At 25.9% G+C, this 17,689-nt stretch carries 17 protein-coding genes and 1 pseudogene; all 18 read right to left on the reverse strand.

The window, feature by feature from the left end; genetic code table 11:
• Positions 1-381 precede the first annotated feature (381 nt).
• The 18 genes and pseudogenes from RDY08_RS09985 to RDY08_RS10075 all read right to left on the reverse strand — a co-directional run bounded on the left by RDY08_RS09985 (position 382) and on the right by RDY08_RS10075 (position 17,667).
• The gene (locus tag RDY08_RS09985; protein WP_307904288.1) at positions 382-2,088 is read right to left on the reverse strand and encodes an AAA family ATPase; all 1,707 of its coding nucleotides are present in this window, start codon (positions 2,086-2,088) and stop codon (positions 382-384) included.
• A 224-nt stretch (positions 2,089-2,312) separates the two neighbouring features.
• Entirely contained in the window at positions 2,313-2,612 is a 300-nt protein-coding gene (locus RDY08_RS09990) for a UDP binding domain-containing protein (RefSeq protein ID WP_372339426.1), read from the reverse strand.
• A gap of 27 nt (positions 2,613-2,639) precedes the next feature.
• Entirely contained in the window at positions 2,640-2,948 is a 309-nt protein-coding gene (locus RDY08_RS09995) for a nucleotidyltransferase domain-containing protein (protein ID WP_307904289.1), read from the reverse strand.
• Between the two features lie 8 nt (positions 2,949-2,956).
• A pseudogene (locus RDY08_RS11665) lies at positions 2,957-3,478 on the reverse strand (nucleotidyltransferase substrate binding protein).
• 129 nt (positions 3,479-3,607) lie between these two features.
• The gene (rfbC, locus tag RDY08_RS10010; protein ID WP_307904292.1) at positions 3,608-4,186 is read right to left on the reverse strand and encodes a dTDP-4-dehydrorhamnose 3,5-epimerase; all 579 of its coding nucleotides are present in this window, start codon (positions 4,184-4,186) and stop codon (positions 3,608-3,610) included.
• A gap of 175 nt (positions 4,187-4,361) precedes the next feature.
• A complete protein-coding gene (gene ltrA / locus RDY08_RS10015) occupies positions 4,362-5,549 on the reverse strand; it encodes a group II intron reverse transcriptase/maturase (protein WP_307904293.1) in 1,188 nt (395 codons plus the stop codon).
• A gap of 1,689 nt (positions 5,550-7,238) precedes the next feature.
• Positions 7,239-8,102, reverse strand: a complete 864-nt coding sequence (gene rfbA, locus RDY08_RS10020) for a glucose-1-phosphate thymidylyltransferase RfbA (RefSeq protein WP_307904294.1) — start codon at positions 8,100-8,102, stop codon at positions 7,239-7,241.
• 94 nt (positions 8,103-8,196) lie between these two features.
• Positions 8,197-8,733, reverse strand: coding sequence for a D-glycero-alpha-D-manno-heptose-1,7-bisphosphate 7-phosphatase (locus RDY08_RS10025; protein ID WP_307904295.1), 537 nt, complete (start codon positions 8,731-8,733; stop codon positions 8,197-8,199).
• Positions 8,730-9,422 (reverse strand): nucleotidyltransferase family protein, encoded by a 693-nt coding sequence (locus tag RDY08_RS10030; RefSeq protein ID WP_307904296.1) that lies wholly within the window; start codon positions 9,420-9,422, stop codon positions 8,730-8,732. Before RDY08_RS10030 ends, RDY08_RS10025 begins: the two co-directional genes overlap by 4 nt.
• Positions 9,422-10,012 carry a D-sedoheptulose-7-phosphate isomerase gene (locus RDY08_RS10035; RefSeq protein WP_307904297.1) on the reverse strand — a complete coding sequence of 197 codons (591 nt, stop codon included), beginning with the start codon at positions 10,010-10,012 and terminating at the stop codon, positions 9,422-9,424. The genes RDY08_RS10030 and RDY08_RS10035 overlap by 1 nt, the downstream gene beginning before the upstream one ends.
• Before the next feature lie 8 nt (positions 10,013-10,020).
• Entirely contained in the window at positions 10,021-11,046 is a 1,026-nt protein-coding gene (locus tag RDY08_RS10040; RefSeq protein ID WP_307904298.1) for a GHMP family kinase ATP-binding protein, read from the reverse strand.
• Positions 11,047-11,060: 14 nt separating this feature from the next.
• Positions 11,061-12,248: a glycosyltransferase gene (locus RDY08_RS10045; RefSeq protein ID WP_307904299.1), complete on the reverse strand. Its 1,188-nt coding sequence runs from the start codon at positions 12,246-12,248 to the stop codon at positions 11,061-11,063.
• Between the two features lie 12 nt (positions 12,249-12,260).
• Entirely contained in the window at positions 12,261-13,100 is an 840-nt protein-coding gene (locus RDY08_RS10050) for a glycosyltransferase family 2 protein (protein ID WP_307904300.1), read from the reverse strand.
• A 4-nt stretch (positions 13,101-13,104) separates the two neighbouring features.
• Positions 13,105-14,346, reverse strand: a complete 1,242-nt coding sequence (locus RDY08_RS10055) for a hypothetical protein (RefSeq protein WP_307904301.1) — start codon at positions 14,344-14,346, stop codon at positions 13,105-13,107.
• A gap of 11 nt (positions 14,347-14,357) precedes the next feature.
• Positions 14,358-14,867, reverse strand: coding sequence for a hypothetical protein (locus tag RDY08_RS10060; RefSeq protein ID WP_307904302.1), 510 nt, complete (start codon positions 14,865-14,867; stop codon positions 14,358-14,360).
• The gene (locus tag RDY08_RS10065; RefSeq protein ID WP_307904303.1) at positions 14,815-15,162 is read right to left on the reverse strand and encodes a glycosyltransferase family 2 protein; all 348 of its coding nucleotides are present in this window, start codon (positions 15,160-15,162) and stop codon (positions 14,815-14,817) included. Before RDY08_RS10065 ends, RDY08_RS10060 begins: the two co-directional genes overlap by 53 nt.
• Before the next feature lie 10 nt (positions 15,163-15,172).
• The gene (locus tag RDY08_RS10070) at positions 15,173-16,417 is read right to left on the reverse strand and encodes a glycosyltransferase family protein (RefSeq protein WP_307904304.1); all 1,245 of its coding nucleotides are present in this window, start codon (positions 16,415-16,417) and stop codon (positions 15,173-15,175) included.
• A gap of 20 nt (positions 16,418-16,437) precedes the next feature.
• Complete coding sequence (locus tag RDY08_RS10075) at positions 16,438-17,667, reverse strand: nucleotide sugar dehydrogenase (RefSeq protein ID WP_307904305.1); 1,230 nt, start codon at positions 17,665-17,667, stop codon at positions 16,438-16,440.
• Positions 17,668-17,689: the final 22 nt, after the last annotated feature.

A 17,689-nucleotide genomic window follows, 5' to 3' on the forward strand; every position in this document is an offset into this window, starting at 1 on the left:
ATCTAACACCTGAAAAATAAAATGACTTTAGTTTCGCAATAGATTCAATTCGGACATATTTCTCATATTAAAAAATTATGTAATTTTTTATTTTTTCAAGTATAAAATATGGATAGTGTTAAGTTTTTGTAGAAAAAATAATTTCAGCACAAAGAAAGAAGAACACAAAGGAAAGCCCTTTTTGAAACCACGGGATAAAAACAGATTAACACCATTATTATATTTGAAGGTGTCCGCTAAGTTTATCCCATTCATACACAAGTAAAAATGATTTTGACATGGTCTCAGAATTTTCAATACCTCTTTATTGGGTTCACTTGTGCCCCTTTCGCGTTCTCTTTTCTTCGTGCTGAATCTTTTTCTTTATTATTTATCTTTAATCTAAATATCTTCTATCCTCTTACACTCCCATCCTACAAATACAACTATCCACTTCTTAACTTTCCCCAATTCCTCTAATTGTTTTACCTCTTCACTTTCTTCATATTTTTTTAATTGCTCTTTTCCTTCTCCTAACTTCTCTTCTATTAATTTATCTCCATATTTTTCATAATCACTTTTCTTTATATATTTTAATTCTATTATCCCATAATATCTCGGTTTTCCCATTACACCTTTTTTCAATATTATATCTATATATCCCTTTTCTACCTCTTCTTCTGTCTTTACATAATATATATTACTTCTATATAAAAACATTAGCATTATTATCTTTATATACTTCTCATCAAATTTTATAAAATCTCTATTGGATAATTTAAGTAATACTTCTTCTGTTAATTTTGTTAATTTATCTATCTTTCCATCTAATCCTATTTCTACTATTGCATCCTCTATATCATTATATTCTATCTCATATCCTAAGCTCTCATTTATTAGCTCTTGAAAATATTCAAAATATAGTTCTTTTATAACATAATTTGGTACTTTTACATATATCCTGCCTAATATATCAACTTTGCTTATTGATAAAAATCCCATATAAAATAATAATGATTTAAAATCTTCTATATTAAATTTACCACTTAAATTATATACTCTTGTTAAATTTAAAGATTGCTCCTCACCATTTATAAGTTTTTCTAGCACTTTTCTTCTATCTTCTGTTAGCTCTCCTCCAATTCTAAATAAATTCGCCATCTTTTTATAATCGCTCACTACATTGGAATCTACTAACTCTTCTTCTTCTCCTTTTCTTTGATAATTACTCACATAATACATTATCATTGTACTGTTGTATATATATTCTTTAGCTTTTCTATTAAATTTATATCCATCATAATAATTTTTTAATTTCTCCATATTTTGCTCTATATCATATTCTGGTAAAATATCTTCAAATAATTTCTTTACCTCACTTTTTGTGAAACCTAACATATTATTAAATTCTGATTCTACTGTTATATTTGTCGCTATATTAAAGCCACTTGTTAAACTATCTAATGTTATTGGCGTTACTCCTGTTATAAATATTCTATCCACTATTCCTGAGGCTGTTCTATCTTTTATCTCTTCATAAAATTTCCTTACAAATCCATTTTTACTTACTGCTTCTGAAAAAAAGTTATAATTAAATCCTAATATTTCGTTTGCAAAATGATCATATTCATCTATCAACAAATATATTTTTTTATCTAATATATCCTCCATATCTGTTAAAAATCTTTTTAATATTTCTGCTGATTTTCCTCCTTCTATTTTATGTTTTACTTTATATTTATTACAAAATTTTATTATACCATCTTTTACATTTTCTACAAATCCTATCTCCGTACTCTTTTCATCTCGTGTATCTATTCCTGAAAAACTAAATTTTAATATATAATAGCTATTCTTTAATCTTGTTGGATTTTCCCCTATATATAAATCTCTAAACAAATCCTCTTTATCCTTATTATTTATATCATAATAATTCTCTAATATTGATATTAATAGACTCTTCCCAAATCTTCTTGGCCTTAAAAATATCAAATAAGGTTCATTCATATTTTCTAATAGCTCTATATATTTTGTTTTGTCCACAAAATAATAATCTTCTTTTACTAATTTTTCAAAATTACTTATACCATATGGTATTCTCTTCCTCATCTCTTTTCGCCACCCTTTTAAAAAAATTGATAATTTAAAAAATATATATTGATAATTTTTTATCTTTTTAATTCAATATTCTTTAATTTTTCCCCACTAAGACTCTAAGCTCTCTAAGATACACTAAGAAATATTTTTTTTATCTTTATCTTTTCTTTGTGACCCCTTTGTGTTCTTCTTTCTTCGTGCTGAATCTTTTCCTTTTTATCTTATATTCATATTTTCTAATCTCTAAAATACAAATCTCGAGTATAAACTTTCCCTTCTACATCCTTTAATTCTTCATTCATTCTATTTACAACTATCACATCTGATATTTTTTTAAATTCTTCTAATTCTTTTATTACTTTTGAATAAAAAAATTCATTTTTCTTTAATGCTGGCTCATAAACAACAACTTCTATTCCTTTAGCCTTTATTCTCTTCATTATCCCTTGTATTGCCGAAGCTCTAAAATTATCTGAATTACTTTTCATGGTAAGTCTATATATCCTGTTCCTGCTATTCTTCTTTTCATTTTTTATTTGTGTGAATCAATACTATTTTTTTATCTATTTTTTATATTTATACAAGGCAATTCCAACTCTATCAATATGTTCTAATAAATCTATATTTTTTATTTTATCATAAATTATAATATCTATTTCGTAAGGTAGATCTAATTCATCTATTTTTAATAATAGTTTATTTAAATCAACTAAATTTAAATTTTTTCCTTTTATTGCTAAATCAATATCTGATCCATTTTTAAAATTTCCTTTTGCTCTTGATCCAAAAAGTATGACTTCTTTTATTTTATCATTTTCTTGAAATATTTCAAATAACTCTTCTATAATTTTTTCTCTTAATCCATACTTCATAATTGCTCCTATTCTTCTCTTTCTAATTCTGTCATTTTATTTAAAAACAAATTGAATTCATTAAAATAACTAGATTTTATTACTTCAACAATATCATCTGCTCTAGTTTCATCATAAGTGTGACTGCTTAAATTTCTACTTTTTATCATCTGCATCCAAACTTCTCCATTTTCTATTAAGGAATGGCTTAAAAATAACATTCCCATTTTGTTATAAAATACGCAATATTTTAAGCATTTTTATAACAAAATATGAGAACATTATTTTTTAAACGTTCCTAAATTAAATTTAAAAGCTTCTTTTACAGCATCCCTTGAACCATAAATATTTTGATTTCCTTTTGATTCTAAAAAATCTTTAAGAACTTTCCAAGATAATTCGTGTGTATATTCAAAAGCTTGAATTAAACCTTGTTTTTCTAAATTTGATAATTCTCTTTTTTTTGTTAACTCTACTGCATCTTTTAATTGTTCAAAAGCTCTTTTGAAATTAGAAAATCTTTGAATCCATCTTATATCTTTATTTTCCATAAATTACACCCCATCTGTTTATACTTTTTAATATAATTGCCAACTTATAAGCTAGTTTAATTTTACTATTATTTTATATTTTTTTATATTTCTTTCCTTTATTCGTGTCCTATTTATAAATATTCGTGGCTAAAATTCTACTCCACTTTCAACAAACTCTCTAAATGTTTGTAATTTCATATCTTTTTCTGACAAACTTAGTTCTTCTTCTTTTATTCCATACTTCTCTAATTCCCAATCTATTCCTACCTCTTTATCATTCCATACTATTCCACTATCATATTCCGGTGCATAATAATCTGTACATTTATATTGAAATTCTGTATTATCTTCTAATGTTATAAATCCATGAGCGAATCCCTCTGGTACATAAAACATCCTTTTATTTCCTGCTGTTAATAATACACTATCCCATTTCCCAAATGTTTCACTATCTCTTCTTAAGTCTACTGCTACATCTAATACACTTCCTGCTATTACTCTTACTAATTTCCCTTGTGTATGTTTTGTCTGAAAATGTAATCCTCTCAATACTCCTTTTTTAGATTTAGAATGATTATCCTGTACAAATTCCATTGTTAAACCTATTTCTTCAAAATCTCTTTTACTATAACTTTCCATAAAAAAACCTCTACTATCTCCAAATATTGTAGATTCAATTATTACTAATCCATCTATCCCTGTTTCTATTTTTTTAAATTTATTCATAAAAACCTCCACTTGTAATTAAAAATAAAATCTTTTAAAACTTTCAACGCAGAGCCAGTAGAGTAAAAGCTGGTAACTGATAACAATTACCAGACAGTCCTCATCAAACCGTACGTGAGGTTTTCCCTCATACGGCTTTCCTATAGATTTCATCTCAAGCATTCACAAGTTGTCATTAATAAGCTGTTGGTTCTATTAGTCCATATTTATTCACTAATATTTTATATGCTCCTTTGCTATAGAGCTTGCTTGCCCTCTGACTTTTCCTTTTATAGTATCTACTTAACTTTTGAAATAAGTACCACCTTAGATTTCTCTTTGCTTTATTGGGGTAACTTATCCCTTCTATTGTATGATAATTTATCCAGCCTCTTACCTTCATATTTATATCTATCGATACTATTTCTGGCGGTAAATGGCCATTGTTTTTCAAATACTCATCTATTTTTTCTCTGATTTTCTTTTCTGATTTTTTACTCGGCACTATATTTAAATATTTTTCTTGTGAATTGTATAAACTTTTATCTCTTCTAAATGTAAATCCTAAAAAATCAAAACTTTCATCTCTTATATTCACTTTGTGCGTTTTATCTGTATTTAATTTTAACTCCATCTTCTCCAGTATTTCTTTTAATTCCTTTGTTACATCCTCTGGTATTTTCTTCCCCATTAATACAAAGTCATCTGCATATCTTACTATTTTTATTCCATAATTCTTAAACTGTTCCAACACTTTTACCATTTTATCTAACATATCTAAATATATATTTGCTAATAATGGCGATATTACTCCTCCTTGTGGGGTTCCTACTTTGTTTTTCTTACCTCCACTTAAATTATTATCTTCATCTTTTACAGGAGCTTTTAAAAATTTCTTTATTAGTCTTAAAACGTGTTTATCACTTATTCGTCTTCCTACTAATTTCATCAATTTTGTGTGTGGTATTGTATCAAAATATGAACTTAGGTCTGCATCCAATATCTCCTGCTTTCCTTCTTTTATATTCTTTCTTATCTCTTTTATTGCTCCAGAAGCTCCTCTCTTTGGTCTAACTCCATATGAACTCCCTTCAAAATCTGCTTCAAATATTGGCTCTATTACTATTTTACAAGACATTTGTACTACTCTATCTCTTATCGTTGGTATTCCCAGTGGTCTAGTCTTTCCATTCCATTTAGGTATATTTACTCTTAATACTGGTGATGGTATATAGCTCTTTCTTTTTAGGTCATTATGCAGTTCGTCTATAAATTCATTTATTCCTTTAGACTCTATTATTTCAAATGTTTCTCCATCTATTCCAGGACTTCCTTTTTTCTGTTTCACTCTTATATAGGCTTCATATAGAAATCTCTTTGACATTATTTTATCATACAATATGTAGAATCTATATTCCTTCTCTTGTTTGGCTTTTTGATATATCTTCTTCTGAAAGTCTCGTATTCTTTTCTCATCTCGCTGTAGCACGCTACTTGAAATAGGTTGCTTTTCTAGGTTATTTTCCAATTTGCAAATACTCCTTCCTTCTAAAGTTTTTTCTATAGCAATGTTCCTTCGCTTCTCCTGAGTTATGTTGTCTCAGGTATCATCACTACTATGAACATCTCCGACTTCTTGTTATTCCAATATATCTTTCCAAATTATTCGTTATAATATATTGTTTAGGTAGCTATCCTTAATTAACAAGACCTCTCAAGTTCCCATATTATCCTTTTATATCCACGCCATTCCTTTTAACCCCGACAGTTCCGCTTTGTTTTGCCATTTATTTTCCAAAGCTGGTGGCAGGTTTCACCCACTCCGAGAGGCTGACCAACTGTTACCTTACGGCTTAGATACCTGCTTCTATAGGCTTCATAAATAATGTCGCCATTATTTATGCTATATCTGCTTCTACCTGAAATGGCATAAATTAGGTAGGTTGGACTTTCACCAACTAGATAATACAGATTTAGCTTGACGCTCCAGAGGAATCAGAGAAAACCTTTTTCATTAACTCTACTCTTATATCCTTTATTTTTTCCCTTCCTCTGCGTTCCTCTGATATCTCCGCGACTCTGCGTTGAATCTTTTATATTTTATCTTTACTTTTATGTCAAGTAGGTAAGAGGAATTTCACCTCGAACCTCTCACGGAACCGTACTTGATACTCTCGCATCATACGGATCTTCATATCCTTAAATTCTCACGAATTTTAATATCGTCCTTTCGTTCCTCTCTTGCGATTGACTCCATTATTATATTTGAATATGTTAGCCCCTTCGCTCCATTATCATTACAATAACTTCTTCACTACTACGAACTAATCCGCCCCAGATAGAATCATCGCTACTTTCGACCTCGTGGGGTCTCCACTTGTATCTTTTCACTTAGCATTTCCTATCTGGTTCACAAGTTCCATTGAAAAGCCTAAATTAAAGTCTTGCCCCCTATATACCGTATGCCACTTAGCCAATAAACAGGTGTTCGCTAAGTTTATCCCATTCATACAAAGGTGAGAATGGTTTTGACATAATCTCAAAAGTTTCGATACCTCATCGGTGGGTTCACTTCCGTTCAACTCTTTAATTCTTACCTGACATACTTTTGTATGCCTTTTCCCTAACCGTTCAACACCATATCCCTTAGAATACAGCACCGTAGGGCGGTTTGAAACCTCCTCCTGTAAAGCGATTTCGGTAGACCTACTACCATCTTTTCAACAGCATTTACTCAAAGTTTTCCCTCTTTCTTGTTATCAATTTTAGGTTCAAAGTTCGCTCATCGCTCCTTTGAATAGTATTTTACTATCTTTTCCAATATCAAACTTCTTGGTAACTTCATTTTATACTCAAGATTTTAGAAAGAAGTTTCACTTCTTTCATTCTTGTCACACCTTTGACTCTTCTTTTCTTTCTTTTTCCTTTGCCATAATTATATATATATCTTGTTTTCCTCTTTAAATGGTTTTCAAAATCTTTTTCTTGCCTTCCTCTGCGTTCCTCCGATATCTCTGCGACTCTGCGTTGAATCTTTTATATTTCATTTCCCTATTTTTAAAATTTAACGCATCTACTTTACCAACTCCATTAAATACTTCCCATAATGCGTCTTCATTAGCGATTCAGCTAATTCCTCTACTTTTTCTTTACTTATCCATCCATTATTATATGCTATCTCTTCTGGACAAGCTACCATTACTCCTTGCCTTTTCTGTACTGTACTTACAAAGTTTGCTGCATCTAATAATCCGTCATGTGTTCCCGTATCTAGCCATGCCATTCCACGTCCAAAGCTTATTACATTTAATGTTTCTTCTTTTAAATACATTTCATTAAGAGTTGTTATTTCTAATTCTCCTCTTACACTTGGTTTTACTTGTTTTGCTTTTTCTACTACTGTATTATCATAAAAATATAATCCTGGTATTGCAAAATTTGATTTTGGATTTTCTGGTTTTTCTTCTAATGAAATAGCTTTTCCGTTTTCATCAAATTCTACTACTCCAAAAGATTTTGGATTTTTTACAGGATATCCAAATATAGTAGCACCTTTTTCTCTTTTAGCTGCTTCTCTTACCATTCCTGTAAGCCCATGTCCATAAAATATATTATCTCCAAGTACTAATGCACAAGCATCATTACCAATGAACTTTTCTCCAATTAAAAATGCTTCTGCAAGACCATTCGGATGTTCTTGTACTTTATATTCAAAATGTACTCCAAAATCTTCTCCACTACCTAATAATTCCTCAAATACAGGTAAATCTCTAGGAGTAGATATAATTAAAATATCCTTTATCCCTGCAAGCATTAGCACAGATAAAGGATAATATATCATTGGTTTATCGTAAATAGGTGTTATTTGTTTTGATATTGCTTTAGTAACTGGATATAGGCGAGTACCGCTGCCTCCAGCTAAAATAATTCCCTTCATTTTTCAATAGTCTCCTTTATATTCTATTATTTTATCATTTAATTATAGCACTTTTATTTTAAAATTTCATTAAAAAAGACAGAACACCTATCTTTTATTTATCAAATATTTCTAATAAGTTATTAATTAATATATATTTTTTTTTTAACCTTTCATTAATACTATGCCCTGTTGTTATTAAATAATTATTTAATATTCCAGCTCTTTCTCCAGCTATTATATCACTCTCTTTATCTCCAACTAATATCGAATTTTTTATATCTATATCAAATTCTTCTATCGCTTCTAAAATCATTCCCGGATTCGGCTTTCTTCTAATGCTATCACTTTTATATTTTCCAATTCCTTTATCAGGATGAGAAAACTCATAATATACTTTTGTTATTTCTATCTCATCTTTTTCTAATTCTTTCAACATCCAATCATTTAATAAAAAAAATTCTTCCGCTGTATAATAACCTCTTCCTACTCCTGCTTGATTTGTTATTATTATAATTATATAGCCTTTATCTCTAAATTTTTTTATTCCTTCTTTTATTCCTTCTATAAATTTAAATTCTTCTATTTTATATAAATAATTAACTTCATTATTTATAACTCCATCTCTATCTAAAAACAAAGCTTTTTTCATATTTTCTGCTCCAATTCTTTTTGAGCTTTATTATAATCTTCAGGAATACCAATATCTATAAAATATGTATCACTTTTATATGCTATAAAATTATCTTTATTAACGTTTTTTTCCATTATATCTTTTTCAAAAGAAAACACTTTTGGCAAATCTAAACTATTTATATATTCTTTATTAAGGATATATATTCCACCATTAATATTCCCTTTTTTACTTTTTTCTTTTTCAGTAAACTTCTCAATTTTATTATTATTATCTATTACTTTACCATAACGTTCGAAATTTTTCATTGGTTTTACTGCTATAGTTAAATCTGCATTATTTTTTATATGAAACTGATACATCTCATTTAAATCTACATAAAAAAATGTATCTCCATTTATTATAAAGGATTCTTTTTCATCAATAAATTTAAATGCTTGATTTATCGCCCCACCTGTACCTAATTGTTCTTCTTCAATTGAATACTCGATATCTATTCCTAAATATTTATTTCCATATCTATGTTTTATTATTTCATTTTTATAACCTACTGCCAATATTACTTTTTTTATATTATTTTTTTTTAAATAAAAAAATATATAATCTAGAAATGGCTTATTTCCAATAGGTGCCATTGGTTTTGGTACATTATTTACTACACTTCTCAATCTTGTTCCTAATCCTCCAGCTAACACTATTGCTTCCATTACCCTTTCTCCTTTTTAAATATTTCTTTTTCAACTATAGCACATATAATATGTTCTATCATTAAATGACTTTCTTGTATTCTTGGTGTTTCTATAGAAGGAATTTTTATCATATACTCACATAAATCATCCATTTTACACTCTTTACTTCCTGTTAATCCTATTGAAATAATTCCTTTTTCTTTACATACTTTTAAAGCTTCTATTATATTTTTTGAATTTCCTGATGTTGAAATTGCAAAAAATATATCTCCTTTATTTCCATTCGCTTCTAATTGTCTTGCAAATACCCTCTCATATCCATAATCATTTCCTATTGCTGTTAATATAGATGTGTCTGTTGTTAATGCTAAAGACGCTAAACCTGGTCTATCAAAATAAAACCTACTTACAAATTCTCCAGCCATATGTTGAGCATCTGCTGCACTTCCTCCATTTCCAGCAATAATTGTTTTTTTCCCCTTTCGATATGCTTCTACTGTTAAATTTGAAACTTCTATTATTTTATTTAATATCTCTTTATTTTCTAATATATATTTTTTTACTTCTATTGAATTATAAATTTGTTTTTCTATATAATTATACATCATTTTTCCTCCTATTTTATAGTCCATGCCATGGTTCCTTCTTCTACAAAATTTGGATCAAATACTTTTCCTTCTTTTTTTTCAAAAGCCTCTATTAGCTGAAGTTTATCTTCGGGATTTACTATAAACATAAAAAATCCTCCTCCTCCTGCTCCTGATATTTTCCCAGAAATTGCACCATTTTGCATAGCATATTCATATATTTCATCTAAATTATTATTAGAAATTACCTTTGCCATTTTTTTCTTCTCTAACCACGAATCTCTTAATATTTGTGCAAACCAAGATATATCTCCTTTTAAAATTGATTCTTTCATTTCAAGTGCTTTTTCTTTTAATTTAAACATAGCATCCAAGCTTATACTCTTTTTTTTATTTGTATTTTTTATTTGTTCATCTATAATATTTGCAGAATCTCTTGATTGCCCTGTATAATACAATACCATTGAAGCTTGTAATTCATTTTTTATCCATCTTTTTATTCTTAATGGATTAACTATTACTTTTTCTTTATAAAATTCCATAAAATTAAATCCACCAAATGTAGCTGCATACTGATCTTGTTTTCCTCCACTTAACCCAATATCTTCTCTTTCTATCTCATAAGCAAGATGAGCAATATCATATTCTCCTAATGGTAAATTTAACCATTCTACAAATGCTTTTATTATTGCAACTACCATTGTTGAAGAAGATCCTAATCCAGAACCAGCTGGAGCATCTGAAAATGTAATTAATCTACAACTTAGAGATTTCCCATTATTAAAATCTTTAATTATTCTATTATATACACCTTTATGTAAATCTAATGTTCCATTTAATGCTATTATATTTACTTCATTAATAGTAAAAATTTCATTTCTATCCTTTGCTATAAATTCAATTTTCCCATTTTGAAGTGGTTCTAAAATACAATAAGCATACATATCGATAGTAGCATTTAATACATAACCTCCATAAGTATCGCTAAAAGGAGATACATCCGTTCCTCCTCCTGCTAATCCTAATCTTAATGGTGCCTTTGATCTAATTTTCATACTCTCCCCCCCTTTTAAAAAATAGCTTCTATTTCTTTTTCTAATAATTTTAAATCAAATAAATTTGATAATTCATATGATTTTTTTGCATAACTATTCGCTAATTCAAAATTTGAAATAATTTTATTTAATATTTTTATAAATTCAGAAGAATTTTTATATGTTATTATTTCATTAATCATCTCTTTATTATATTTTTCTTTTATAAATACTTTATATGGATATGCAGAAAATTCAGAAGAAATTGCTGGTCTTCCATTTACAAAAGCATCTAAAATTTTATTTTGCATACCTGCTCCAACATTAACTGGACAAAGCACTCCATAAGAGTCTATCATTTCCTTATTACAATTATCTACAAATCCTAAATAATTTATATTTTTTAATTTTTCTATCTCATCAATATATTTTTTATCTAAACTTCCACCTATTATATCTATAGAAAAGTTACTCTCTTCTATTCCTTTTTTATTTTCAAGAATATACTCTATTGCTCTTACATTAGGAAAATAACTATACTTTCCAATTAATATAAATCTTTTTTTTGTATTTTCATCTATTGAAATAAATTTTTCTAATTTAGGTTTTAAAATTGGTATTGTTATACAATTATTAATACTTAAATATTCAACATCTATTGTGTTATGAAAAATACCTTTATAAATATTTTTTGATAATTCTTTTTCATATTTTTTTATTAATGGAAATTCTATTGTAAACAATATTTTTTTTAAATTTCCTACATAATCTTTTGATTTTTCATAATTTCTTGCTATTGAATCAGCATATAAAACAATAGATTTTTTCAAATACTCTTTTGGTAATAATCCTGTTAATCTTATTGTATGTACAAATATTTTATCGTAATTTTCAAATCTTATACTTTTATTTAAAGTCCTTTTGATAAAGATATTTGAAAAATATCCTAATTGCATTGGTTTTAACTGCAATAATGTAATTAATGAACCAATTATTCTATGAATTTTATCTACTTTTATTATTTCTATATTTTTTATATTCATAAATTGTTTTTTTATATCTTTTATTTTCTCTTTATAATTCCCTAACAATTCATCATCAAAGCATATTAGATCTATTTCATATCCTAATTTATTCATTGTTTTTAAATAATTATACATTGTTATTTTTTCTCCTCCATTTGCTGGAAATGGTATTCTCATTGATAAAACAAGTATTCTCATAAAAAATGTCTCCTATCTTTTTATTTTTAATATTAATTTTTTTATATAATTTTTATAATAAACTGAAAATATCAATATATTTTCTAGCATTTTACTTATCTTAAATAAATTACAAATTTCTTTTAAACTTTCTATATAATATTTATCATACGTCTTACTCTCTTTTCTAGGAGGATGGTAATGTAATACATTTATACTATTATCAAAATAAATATCCCACTTATTTTTTTCCGCTATTAAGCCAAATATTAATTCTTCTCCATATAAAAATATATTATTAAAATAATTTTCTAAAGATATATATTTTTTTGCATCTACCATATAAGCAGAACCTTCTACTGTAAATACTTTTCCACTTTTTTTAGCTAATTTAGTTTGTTTCTTTCTTAAAAAAATATAGCTAATTGGAAATAAAAAATTATATATTATTTCTTTATAAAAACTAAATTTAGGTTTTGGACTAGATACATCCTTATAACCTGGAATTTTTATTTTAGGTCCGACTATAAAATCTTTTTCTGTTTTAAAATAACATAATAATTTTTCTATTATTTTATTCCAAGCATTAGAACCTACATCTGGATTTAAAATCAAAATGTTATTTATATTATGATTGTTAAATAAATATTTTACTCCAACTAAATTCCCTTTGTAATAACCTAGGTTCATATTATTAAAAATATATTTTATTTTATCTCTATTTTTTTCTTCTAATTTTAATAAATTACCATCCATTTTCTCAGAATTATCTAAAATAACTATAAAAATTTCTTCTATATTATACAATTCTTCAACCAATTTTAAAATATCTTCACTACTATTATAATTAAGTAATACAACACCTATTTTCAATTTTTCATCCCCTTTTAAACTGTAAGTAATTTACAACTAAAAACATACTTAAATTAATCATAATTAGAAATAACACATTAATTCTTCTAATTTTTTTCTCCTCTATCTTTCTCCCTAATGCAATTATGGTTCCCGTTATATACATTGGATATCTTAATCTTGGCTCTGCATTTCCTAAATATATTATTACATAGACTAAAACAAATGAAAATGAAAACAGAATTAATAAATATATTTCTTGATATCGTTTTCTATTAAAAGACATCACTATATTGTAAAAAATATTATACATAATTAACCACCAGATACAACTTCCTGATATAGCTAATATCTTATATACAATTGCATCTTTAGAAAACAAAATTCCTATTGGAATCGGTAATAATATAAATCTAATAATTCCTACAATTATCTTTTTATATAATGGAGCATTTATATATTGTAATACAATTGTACTCCCAAATTTTTCTGCATCATTTAATGCAGTCAAATTTGCTACTCTAATTGTAGTATCTACTTGTTCTTTAAAAATAAAATAAAATACTCCTATAAATATAATACCTAAAATTATAAAATATTTTTCTTTTTTTATAATTTTGTTTGGATCAATTTTTTTTATTTGATTTTGTAATAATAACAAAAAAAACATTAAGTAAGTTGAATAAGGTCTAATATAATTCATAAATATTAATAATAGAAAAATAACTAAAAAATTTCCCCTTTTCTTATTTAGAAATTGATAATAAATTTCTAAAACTAGATAGAATAGAAGTACATCTTTTAAAATTCTAATGTTAGTATATATTAAAAATCCATTTATGCTAAGCATAAACATAATTAAATTAATTCTACTATTTTTAAATTTAAATTCTTTCAATAGCCAATAAATAATATATAAAATATTTAAATATATTGAAATATTTACAATTGAAATAATTAATGGTATTTTTATAAAACTTGTATACAAAATTAAAAAACAAAATACAATATAACCTCCTGCAAAACTATTTAATTGATGAAAGAAATCTTGTGGATTTTTTACTAAGTCTATTGCATTTTCAAAATAAAATAAATCATCACTTCCTAAAACACCATATACATTACCTGCTTTGCTATTAATAGTAAAAAATATTAAAAAAATACAGTTAATAATAAAACTAAAAATTAATGTATATATTATAGTTCTTTTTTTATCTTTCGACACTCTATAAAGTAATAATAATAAAAACCCAATAAATACAATCATTTTCTACCCTTTCAAATATATTTTTTTATTTTTTCTAATTCTTTTTCACCATTAATACAACAAATTACATGTTTTTTTCTTCTATCATATTTTTTCCAATCTTCAAATGAATTTAAAATTATTATTTCTCCATTTTCAAAATCATTTTTTCTTAAATCATTTTTTTTTATAGCCTTTTTCAAATCATAATAATGTAAGTGATAAATTTTTATATCATCAACTATTTTATAATTAAATCTTATTAAAAAATTAAAAATTTTAGAACTTATTCTTTTAAGATTGTTTCCATTGAATCCTCCTAAAACTTTAAATCCTTTATAAGATAAATAATTGTGAAGTCCATTTATATCAGAACTTTTAAATCTTATTTTTTTTATATTTTTTATTATCCTAAATTGTAATTCAGGAGTCCAAACTCTATCATCAAAAGTATTTACTCTAATATTATTACCCCAAAAATGAATTCTACTAGTAACTATTGCTTTTAATTTTTTCTTTAAAATCAATACTAATTCTTTCATCTGCATCAATATAAAGAATACAATCTGAAGTACTCAAATCCATCATCAAATTTCTTCTATCTCTTTCTCGAAATCCTAGCTTATACTCTGAATTTCTAGGTTGTTTCCATCTAATTGCTCTAATATGTTCATATTCTTCTTCATATTCTTGCAATTTTTCATAAGTTCCATCTGTTGAACCGCCATCAAGAAATATTATTTCATCTACTTTCGCATCTAATAAATTTTTTATTAATCCATCTATGTGTTTAATTTCATTTAAAACTAAAGTATTTGAAGAAATTGTAACTGACATGTAATACCCCCTATAATTTTTTTATTATTTTTAAATAATCTCTATTTTGAAATTCTCTAGAAAAAAGCTCTATTTCATTAATATTATTTTCTTTATTTTTAAAATCCAATATTTTTTTAAAGGCATTATAAATATCTATTTCATCATTAGGTACAGCTATTCCAAGATTTTTTTCTCTAATTAATTTTGAAACTATTGATTTATCCGAAGAAATAGAAAATATCTTTTTCCCACTTCTCAAATAATCAAAAAATTTCCCTGCAATTAATAATTCTGATGATTTATCTTCTAATGTATGTATATTTAATAATATATCACTTTTTTTCATTTCCAACATAGCATCTCTTGGGGGAATTTTTCCTATGAAATCTATCTCAGAATATTTTTTTATCAATTCTAATACCAGTGACGTTTTATTTACACCTATAAATCTAATTTTATACTTTTCCTTTTCTTTCTCTAACTTCTCATATGCTTTAAAAAAATTAGTAGTATCCCGAAATCCTCCTTGTTTAAAATCTATATTTCCTAAATAAGAAATAACTATTTTATCTGTTTTAATTTTATTTTCTTCAAATGAATTTATTTTTTCCCAATCTTCTTCACTGTATCCATTATAAATAGCATCAATTTTATCTATTCCTATTCCAAACTTCTTAATTTTTTCTTTCTTTGCATTATCTGTAGCAACTACAATTTTATCTACCTTTTTCAAGTGTTTTTTTTCTATATAGAGTGCTATTCCTTTATTTTCATTCCACGTATTCCAAGGATCTCTAAAATCTAAAATAATCTTAATATTACTATTTATTTTCTTTATATCATTAACTAAATAATATAAAGAAAAAGGGGGACCACTTATTATTATCTTATTGATTTTTTCTTTTTTTATATATTGAATAATATTTTTTTTATTTTTTATATACCATAAAAAACCTAATAATCCCATTCCAGGAAATGGATCATTAAAATAAATTTTGTCAAATTTTTTAAAAATATTTTTTATTAAATCTCTTGCTGTAATACTTTTTTTTGATTTTTTATTTTTCTCATTATTTTCACTAGGAAAATACTCAATCTTAAAATTTATTTCCTTATTAAAATTATCTATATAATTTTTTTTTGAAGCTATCATATGAACTTCCATATCACTTTTTTTATTTAAATACTCTCCTAAATAGTACATTCTCTGACAGTTTCCCCAAGCATTTGAATATGGTATCATATCATATGTTATTATTAATAATTTATCCATTTATTACTCCTATTTTTTTATTAAAATTTCTTTGTCAACCCTATACAATCAAAAATATAGCTTTTTCTTTTTATCTTATCTATATTCTCAATAAATTCCTTATGAGCTAAAGTAATAACTATATAATCAACTTTATTCAAAAGATTTTCAAGTGACAAATTTTTTATTCCATTTATTTCATTTGAAATTATATTTGGTTCGCATGCATAAATATCATAATCTTTTTCTTTTAATGTTAATGCAATCTCCATTGAGGGACTTTCTCTTAAATCATCAATATCAGGTTTATATGCTAATCCCAATATACCTATTTTTTTATTCTTATTAAAATCTAATTCTTTTTCAACTTTATCAACTATCCATTGTGGTTTATAATCATTAATTAATCTCGCTTCTCTTATTACATTTGCTTCTTGTTGAAATTGTTCTACTATAAACCAAGGATCTACAGCTAAACAATGTCCGCCAACACCTGCTCCAGGCGTAAGTATATTCACCCTAGGGTGTTTATTAGATAATTTAATAAGTTCAAATACATTTATTCCCAACTTATCACAAATCACTGATAATTCATTTGCAAAAGCAATATTAACATCCCTATATGTATTTTCTACAAGCTTAGCCATTTCTGCCGTTATATCATCAGTTATATATATTTCTCCTTTTTTCACAATTTCTTTATATATTTCTTTTGCTAAATTTCCTGCTTCTTTTTTTTCAGCTCCTATAATTCTATCATTATGTTCTAATTCATATAATATTTTACCTGGTAAAACTCTTTCTGGACAATGACATGTTAAAAATTTATCTCTAGATAATCCACTATTTTCCTCTAATATATCTGTCATAATTTTAGTCGTTTTTGGTGGAACTGTTGATTCTAATATCACTAAATTTCCTGGTTCTAAAACTTCAGCTACCATTTTAGAAGCTGATTCTACATATGATAAATCAGCTATTTTTTTATTTTCATTTTTCTTAAAAGGTGTTGGAACAGCAATTATATATACATCTGATTTTTCTAGTTTAGCCGTAACTTTTAAATTCCCACTCTGTAATGCTTCTTCATAAGCTTCTTGTAAGTCTGGTTCTACAATATGAATTTTTCCTAATTTTAAAGTTTCTATTACATTTTTATTAATATCAAATCCAACGACTTTAAATCCAGCTCTTGCAAAAGTAATCCCAGTAGGTAGTCCAATATATCCCATGCCAATAATTGTAATTTTTAAACCTTTTATATTTTTCATATTTCAATCACTCTCCATTATT

Source organism: Haliovirga abyssi, from assembly GCF_030295325.1.
GTDB lineage: Bacteria > Fusobacteriota > Fusobacteriia > Fusobacteriales > Haliovirgaceae > Haliovirga > Haliovirga abyssi.

Coding starts and splice junctions, on each gene's coding strand:
- RDY08_RS09985 (WP_307904288.1), bottom strand. CDS start 2,088: ATGAGGAAGAGAATACCATATGGTATAAGTAATTTTGAAAAATTAGTA.
- RDY08_RS09995 (WP_307904289.1), bottom strand. CDS start 2,948: ATGAAGTATGGATTAAGAGAAAAAATTATAGAAGAGTTATTTGAAATA.
- rfbC (WP_307904292.1), bottom strand. CDS start 4,186: ATGAATAAATTTAAAAAAATAGAAACAGGGATAGATGGATTAGTAATA.
- ltrA (WP_307904293.1), bottom strand. CDS start 5,549: ATGTCAAAGAGATTTCTATATGAAGCCTATATAAGAGTGAAACAGAAA.
- rfbA (WP_307904294.1), bottom strand. CDS start 8,102: ATGAAGGGAATTATTTTAGCTGGAGGCAGCGGTACTCGCCTATATCCA.
- RDY08_RS10025 (WP_307904295.1), bottom strand. CDS start 8,733: ATGAAAAAAGCTTTGTTTTTAGATAGAGATGGAGTTATAAATAATGAA.
- RDY08_RS10030 (WP_307904296.1), bottom strand. CDS start 9,422: ATGGAAGCAATAGTGTTAGCTGGAGGATTAGGAACAAGATTGAGAAGT.
- RDY08_RS10035 (WP_307904297.1), bottom strand. CDS start 10,012: ATGATGTATAATTATATAGAAAAACAAATTTATAATTCAATAGAAGTA.
- RDY08_RS10040 (WP_307904298.1), bottom strand. CDS start 11,046: ATGAAAATTAGATCAAAGGCACCATTAAGATTAGGATTAGCAGGAGGA.
- RDY08_RS10045 (WP_307904299.1), bottom strand. CDS start 12,248: ATGAGAATACTTGTTTTATCAATGAGAATACCATTTCCAGCAAATGGA.
- RDY08_RS10055 (WP_307904301.1), bottom strand. CDS start 14,346: ATGATTGTATTTATTGGGTTTTTATTATTATTACTTTATAGAGTGTCG.
- RDY08_RS10060 (WP_307904302.1), bottom strand. CDS start 14,867: ATGAAAGAATTAGTATTGATTTTAAAGAAAAAATTAAAAGCAATAGTT.
- RDY08_RS10065 (WP_307904303.1), bottom strand. CDS start 15,162: ATGTCAGTTACAATTTCTTCAAATACTTTAGTTTTAAATGAAATTAAA.
- RDY08_RS10070 (WP_307904304.1), bottom strand. CDS start 16,417: ATGGATAAATTATTAATAATAACATATGATATGATACCATATTCAAAT.
- RDY08_RS10075 (WP_307904305.1), bottom strand. CDS start 17,667: ATGAAAAATATAAAAGGTTTAAAAATTACAATTATTGGCATGGGATAT.